Origin of the sequence: Pseudorhodobacter ferrugineus DSM 5888, from assembly GCF_000420745.1 — a bacterium.
Lineage (GTDB): Bacteria > Pseudomonadota > Alphaproteobacteria > Rhodobacterales > Rhodobacteraceae > Pseudorhodobacter > Pseudorhodobacter ferrugineus.
On record NZ_ATVN01000017.1, the window covers coordinates 71,653 to 78,454 of the forward strand.

At 61.7% G+C, this 6,802-nt stretch carries 6 protein-coding genes; 3 read left to right on the forward strand and 3 right to left on the reverse strand.

Going from position 1 to position 6,802, the window contains the following annotated elements; translation table 11 throughout:
* Nucleotides 1-12: 12 nt before the first annotated feature.
* Together G560_RS0114645 and G560_RS0114650 are read right to left on the reverse strand one after the other, a co-directional pair.
* Nucleotides 13-1,272, reverse strand: a complete 1,260-nt coding sequence (locus G560_RS0114645) for a flavin-containing monooxygenase (protein ID WP_022705052.1) — start codon at nt 1,270-1,272, stop codon at nt 13-15.
* Entirely contained in the window at nt 1,269-1,994 is a 726-nt protein-coding gene (locus G560_RS0114650; protein WP_244870042.1) for a GntR family transcriptional regulator, read from the reverse strand. Before G560_RS0114650 ends, G560_RS0114645 begins: the two co-directional genes overlap by 4 nt.
* A gap of 235 nt (nt 1,995-2,229) precedes the next feature.
* On the opposite strand from G560_RS0114650, the gene kduI reads away from it, so the two are divergent.
* The 3 genes from kduI to G560_RS0114665 are packed head-to-tail and all read left to right on the forward strand — an operon-like array spanning nt 2,230 to nt 5,196.
* Nucleotides 2,230-3,054 carry a 5-dehydro-4-deoxy-D-glucuronate isomerase gene (gene kduI, locus G560_RS0114655; protein WP_022705054.1) on the forward strand — a complete coding sequence of 275 codons (825 nt, stop codon included), beginning with the start codon at nt 2,230-2,232 and terminating at the stop codon, nt 3,052-3,054.
* Entirely contained in the window at nt 3,051-3,794 is a 744-nt protein-coding gene (kduD, locus tag G560_RS0114660) for a 2-dehydro-3-deoxy-D-gluconate 5-dehydrogenase KduD (protein WP_022705055.1), read from the forward strand. The genes kduI and kduD overlap by 4 nt, the downstream gene beginning before the upstream one ends.
* Entirely contained in the window at nt 3,772-5,196 is a 1,425-nt protein-coding gene (locus G560_RS0114665; RefSeq protein ID WP_022705056.1) for a mannitol dehydrogenase family protein, read from the forward strand. Before kduD ends, G560_RS0114665 begins: the two co-directional genes overlap by 23 nt.
* 58 nt (nt 5,197-5,254) lie before the next feature.
* Here G560_RS0114665 and G560_RS0114670 read toward each other — a convergent pair.
* Nucleotides 5,255-6,802 (reverse strand): OmpA family protein (locus G560_RS0114670; RefSeq protein ID WP_028914133.1); only part of this gene is annotated, 1,548 nt, incomplete at its 5' end.

The window sequence follows — 6,802 nt, forward strand, 5'->3', positions numbered from 1 at the left end:
CTCTCCGTTCAGTCACTTGGATGCGGTTAGGTGATAATCACGATAGTGGCGCTGAATGGCAATCTGGTCGGCAATGTATTTCGCATCATGCCACACCCCCCAGATAAACGCCGACCCCCGCCGTGACAACCACGGCAGGCCCAGGAAAAACAACCCCGGCTCATTCGACACGCCGCAATGATGTTTGGGGCGGCCATCCGCGCCAAACACATCCACCTGCAACCAACCATAATCCACCGCATAGCCCGTCGCCCAGACAATCGCGGTTATTCCGGCCTCGGCCAAGTCAAGCGCTGTGATCGGGTTTTCCATCGACGCAGGCATCGGCCAAACCCGCCGCGCGTCAGGTTCCAGCGGCAAATCCAGCCCGTGGCGCGTGACATAGGCATCCGCCTCATCCAGCACCGACAGATAATTCGCATCACCGCGCGTCACATTTGCCACCAGATCATCGGCAAACCGCAACACCTCACCGTCATAGCTTTGACTGCGCCCCAGCAGGGTCATCCCTTCGGCGGCCAGCCTGCGAAAATCAATCGTCTCACCGCCCCGCGCGCCGCTGACGGCAATCGTCACATGCTCGGTGCCGGGCGCTGGTGCTGCGGCGTTCCACTTGCCCAACACTCCCAACCACCACACATTGTCGCGCCCCCGATAGCTGCGCGGCGGGCGGCCATGTGGGCCAACCGACAGGTACACTTTGCGCCCTGCGCGCTGCAATTCATCGGCAATCTGTGCGCCGGATGACCCCGCCCCAACCACCAAAACCGCCCCTTCGGGCAGTTGATCGGGGTTGCGATAACCCGATGAATGGATCTGAAACACCCCCGCAGTTTCGGGCACCAAGGCAGGCAAAACCGGCCGCTGAAACGGCCCTGTGGCTGCGACCACATGATCCGCATCGATCACACCGTCCGAGGTTTCAACCCGAAACCCGCCCGCATGGGGAATGCGCCGCACCAAGGTCACATTGACCCCGCAGCGGATCGGCGCGTTGATATGCTTGGCATAGGCTTCAAAATAATCAGCCACGCGTTCTTTGCCCGGAAAGGCCGCAGGGTCCACACCTTCAAACGCCATCCCCGGAAAGCGGTCGTGCCACGCGGGGCCATTGGCCACCAACCCGTCCCAGCGTTCCGACCGCCAGCGTTCGGCAATTCGCGCGCGTTCCAGCACGATATGGGGAATGCCCTCAATTGTCAGATGCTCGCTCATCGCAACACCGGCTTGCCCCGCACCAATCACCAGCGTGTCTATCTTCTCCACACTCATCGCAGCGCCCTCCCCAATCCATCATCCGTAAACCAAGCATGGTTTTCCGCCTTGATCTCGCCAATCAGATCCGTAATCCGCGCCAAATGCTGTGTCATCGCCGCTGCTGCCCCCTCCGTGTCCTGCGTCATCAGCGCTTCAAGGATCACAACATGCTCGGCCAAGGCCCGCTTTTGCGATTTCGAGTTTAGTGACAACAGCCTGATCCGGTCCATATGCGCTTTGCAATCGTGGATCATATCCCACACAAAACCCACGCCCGAGCGCGCACAAATTTCGCGGTGAAACTGCTCATCCAGCGCGTGAAACCCCTCTCGGTCCCCATCATCAATCGCCTGCGCTTGCCCGTCGATCAGCACGGAAAGCGCCGTAAAATCCGCAGGCTTCAGCACCGCACAGGCCTCGCGGCAGGTTTGGGTTTCCAGCGCCGTGCGCACAAACCGCGCCTTCAAGATCGCCGCCTCGGAAATATAGCTGACCATCGTACTGCGCTGCGGACGGATCAGCAAAAACCCCTGCGCCGCCAGCCGCTTGAACGCCTCGCGCACAGGTTGGCGAGATACCCCCAATTGCGCCGAAACCTCCGCCTCGGACAGCTTTGTCCCCGGGGGCAGGTCCAGCGTCAGAATGCGGCGCTGCAAGACATCATAGATCTGGTCCGCAACCGTTGGCCGCGCAACCGGTTCCAGCCTGATAAGCGCGGCTGTTTTCGTCTCAGCCACTCGGGATGTGTCAAACCCACCCATTAATCTCATGTCCCTTCGTGAACCCTCGCCTCCAGCATAGGCGCATATTCCCATTTGCCAACTGGGATATTAGTCGACTAGATTAGCATGGCAACCATTCCACCGCCACGCCTCGCGCGACACCGATAAACCCCAAGGTCGCGCAAAAAACGCGCAGAAACTTTATCGCCGCGCCTAAACCTGCCGGAAAAGACCAAAAAGGAAAAACCCGATGCTGACTGTCCAAACCCGCCACGCCATCCACCAAGATCACGCCAAGGGCATGGACACCGCCGCCTTGCGCCAGCATTTCCTGACGGAAAACCTGTTTGCCGATGGTGAAATCCGCCTTGTTTACACCCACTACGACCGCTTCACGATGGGCGCAGCCGTACCAGCTGGCGGCGCGTTGACGCTGGATAAAGTCGGCGAAACCCGCACCCCATCCTTCCTTGATCGCCGCGAAATGGGCATCGTGAATATCGGCGGCGCAGGCACCGTTGCAGCAGCCGGTGAAGCCTACACGATGAACACCGGCGATGTGCTGTATCTTGGCATGGGGTCGGGCGCTGTGACATTCGCGGGCGCGGGCCGTTTCTACATCACCTCGGCCCCCGCCCACCGCACCTGCCCCTCGCGCCTTGTCACCGTGGCGCAGGCGAATGAGGTCAATCTCGGCGCGCCGGAAACCGCCAATCAGCGCACCATCCGCCAGTTTATCCATCCCCAAGTGATGGACAGCTGCCAATTGGTTCTGGGCTATACCACCCTGCACACAGGGTCGATTTGGAACACCATGCCCCCACACACCCACGACCGCCGGATGGAAGCATATTTGTATTTCGGCATGACCCCGCAGGCCCGCGTGCTGCACCTGATGGGCGAGGCGACCGAGACGCGCCATTTGTTCGTCGCCAATGAACAAGGTGTTTTGTCGCCGCCGTGGTCCATCCATTCCGGCGCGGGCATCGGGGCCTATCAATTCATCTGGGCAATGGCAGGCGATAACGTCGACTTCACCGATATGGACATGCTGGATGCGGGGGATTTGCGATGACCAATCCCTTTTCCCTTCACGGTTGCCACGCCCTTGTGACGGGTGCCAATACCGGCATCGGCCAGGCCATCGCGGTGGGCCTTGCTGCCGCAGGGGCCTCGGTCGTGTGCGCAGGCCGCAGGCCCTGCGATGAAACCGTGGCGCAGATCACGCAGGCAGGCGGTGCCGCCTCCTCCGTCCACGTCGATTTCACTGATCCTATGGCAGGCCAAACCCTGTTCACAGGTCAAGGCTTTGACATCCTGATAAACAACGCAGGCATCATCCGCCGCAACGATGCCGTTGATTTCACCGAATCCGATTGGGATGCGGTGATGGACGTGAACCTCAAGGCGCTTTTTTTCACGACCCAAGCCTTTGCCCGCGAAATCCTTGCCACCAAAACAACAGGCCGCGTGGTCAACATCGCCTCGCTGCTGTCCTTCCAAGGCGGCATTCGCGTGCCATCCTACACCGCGTCCAAACACGGCGTCGCGGGCCTGACCAAACTGCTGGCGAATGAATGGGCGGCCAAAGGCATCAACGTCAACGCCGTCGCCCCCGGCTATATCACAACCAACAACACCGAAGCCTTGCGCGCCGATCCCATCCGAAACGCCGCTATTCTGGACCGTATCCCCGCAGGCCGCTGGGGCGACCCTGCCGATATCGCGGGGGCTGCTACCTATCTTTGCACCCCTGCCGCCGCCTATATCCACGGCGCGGTTTTGAATGTCGATGGAGGCTGGCTTGCCCGCTAATCGCCTGACCCGCAGCACAACCCCCCGCCCCGGCGTTGGCATCGTCCACCTCGGCCTCGGCGCGTTCTATCGGGCCTTTGGCGCGGTCTATGTGGCCGAGGCGATGGCCCACAGCGGCGGCGATTGGGGCATCATCGGCGTGTCCTTGCAAAGCCCTACAACCCGCGACGCGCTGGCCCCCCAAGGCTGGGCCTATACCTCTGTCACCCTTGCGCCGAACGGCCAAAAAACCGCTCTAACCGAGGTGCTGCAAGATGTCCTCGTGGCCCCCGAAAACCCCGCCGCCGTGCTGGCGGCGATGGCCGACCCCGCCGTGAAAATCGTATCCCTCACCGTCACCGAAAAAGGCTATTGCCACAACCCTGCCACGGGCCGCCTGAACCCCGACCACCCCGATGTTCAACACGACCTTGCCACCCCACTGCCCCGCTCGGCCCCCGGCTTTTTGGTTCGCGCCTTGGCGCTGCGCCGTGCGGCTGGCGCAGACCCCTTCACCATCCTCACCTGTGATAACCTGCCCGAAAACGGCAAACTGGTGCGCGGTGTCGTGCTGGACCTCGCCCGCCTGATCGACCCCTCCTTGGCCGATTGGATCGCCGCTCATGCCCGCTTTCCCGCCACAATGGTGGACCGTATCACCCCCGCCACAACGCCTGAAAACATCGCGCAGTTGGCCGCGCAAACGGGCCGCCATGACGCCGCCCCCGTGCTGCACGAACCCTTCCGCCAATGGGTGATCGAGGATGATTTCGTAAACAACACCCGCCCCGATTTCGCCGCCGTGGGTGTGCAAATGGTGGGCGATGTCACCGCCTATGAACATATGAAGCTGCGCATGCTCAACGGCACCCATTCCGCACTCGCCTATCTGGGCTATCTTGCGGGCCATGAAACCATCGCCGACACCATGGCAAACTCCGCCTTTGCCGCCTACGCCGATCAGCTTTGGTCCGAAATTATCCCCGCCGTCACCGCCCCAGCGGGGGTGGACCTCCACGTCTATGCGGCAGCCCTAAAAGCCCGTTATGCCAACCCCGCCATCCGTCACCGCACATGGCAAATCGCGATGGATGGCAGCCAAAAACTGCCGCAACGCATTCTTGGCACCTTGTCCGAAAACCTTGCCGCGGGCCGCCCCTCGCCCGGCCTGTGCCTCGCGGTGGCCGCTTGGATGCGCTATGTTGGTGGGGTGGATGAAGCGGGCAACCCGATAGAGGTCAAAGACCCCCTCGCCACCCGCCTGCGCGCGCTGTCAGATGCCGCCCGAACACCCGCCGAAAAGATAGCAAGCCTGTTGGCCGTGGCCGAGGTGTTCCCGCCAGCCCTCGCCGCCAAACTCGGCGACCCTGTCACCCAAGCGGCTGAAAAGCTCTGGTCCCTAGGGGCCCAAGCATCGCTTTGAACGAAATCTGGGCGGGCACATCGCACCCGCCCAGACAAAAACAACCTAAACCAACCCTTTACAACAAAGGCGTGATAATCCGCACACCAACCCGACGGTTGCGCTTTTCATCCGCTTGCGTGTCGATCAACAGCTCCGTCTCGCCATAGCCCTGCACCACCATGTTTTCCGGCGGAATGTCGAAATACTCGGTCAGCGCCAGCGCCACCGTTTCGGCCCGCCGATCCGACAGCGCAAGGTTCATAGGCGCTTTGCCCGTCGCATCCGTATGGCCCTCAATCAAGAATACCTCTTTGGGGTTGGCATCCAGCAGGTCCTGCATCACCTCGCCCAGATCGGCCAGCGCATCCACCTCTGTTGTCGACAAAGCCGATGATCCCGATGCAAAGGTGATCGCGTTCACATCCACCACCGCTGCAAGATACCGCACCTGCGGGATGGTCCGCACCTGCCGCAAGCTGAACGTCCGCCCGATCTTTTGGATTTGCCGCTGCGCCAATGCGGCCTTGATCGCCGCATCCCCGTCACGCCCCGAAATCACCACAGGGTTGCCCCGTGGTTTTGGCAGGGTCGAAATCACAATCGGGGTTTCCGGCTCTAGATCATTGAACAGCAACCGCTCATTGCCACTCCGGTCATAATGCGCACGGCGCAGCACCCGCCCAGTCGCATCGCGGATCGTCACAATCTGGCTGCCATCGGCGCGGTCCACCGTCGTAAGCGTCGACCCGTCCTTATACGTCTCGGTTCGCAAGGTATTCCCAGGTCGGCGCAGCAAAGCGTCATCATCCTTATAAACCTGATAATCACCGTCCGGCCGCAACACGACCACACGGTCGCCCGTGTTGGACACAACCTGCTGTTGCTGCGATTGCGACACCGCGGTCGAGTTCTTGTTCTGGCTGATAATAGCGCCAACAACCAAGGCCCCAAGACCCACAAGCCCCGCCTTTTCCAGATTGGACAGCTTGTTCTTTTTGCCCGGTGCCACAACCGCAGGGGCCGCCGCAAATTCTTCGGTCGCGCGGCGGGTCTGGTCTTCGGTAATCACCTCGCTGGTCGCAGTCACAGCTTCGGCGGATGGGGCGGCATCAGCCGCTTTCGGTCCGGCTTCGGCAGCAGCCAAAGCAGGGGCCGCAACGGCCTCCGTCGCAGCAGCATCCGCACCACCTGTCAGCAAATCAGACAGGCTTTGCGCCTCTTGCTCTGACACAACAGGCGCTTCCACAGGGACAGCCGCAGGGTCAATCACCTCTTCGGCCGTTTTCAAGCCCGCTGCAGGATCAACAATCGTCCCATCGGCTTTCACTGCCAATTCCGCCTCGGCCGCAGCGCGCGCCTCTGCATCCGCCGCCGCTTGCTCTGCTTCGGACAGGACAGGCTCCGTTACCGGCTCAACCGCCGGCTCCGCTTTTGCCTCGGCAGCAAGTGCAGCCTCTGCATCCGCCTTGGCCTGCGCCTCAGCCTCAGCGGCCACCGCAGCGTCTGCATCCGCTTTGGCTTGCGCCTCAGCCTCAGCGGCCACCGCAGCTTCGGCATCCGCCTTGGCTTGCGCCTCAGCTTCAGCGGCCACCGCAGCTTCGGCATCTGCCTTGGCTTGCGCCTC

Excerpts from the sequence above, each read along its gene's own strand:
- G560_RS0114665 (WP_022705056.1), top strand. The coding sequence starts at position 3,772 with ATGGAGGCTGGCTTGCCCGCTAATCGCCTGACCCGCAGCACAACCCCC.
- G560_RS0114645 (WP_022705052.1), bottom strand. The coding sequence starts at position 1,272 with ATGAGTGTGGAGAAGATAGACACGCTGGTGATTGGTGCGGGGCAAGCC.
- kduD (WP_022705055.1), top strand. The coding sequence starts at position 3,051 with ATGACCAATCCCTTTTCCCTTCACGGTTGCCACGCCCTTGTGACGGGT.
- kduI (WP_022705054.1), top strand. The coding sequence starts at position 2,230 with ATGCTGACTGTCCAAACCCGCCACGCCATCCACCAAGATCACGCCAAG.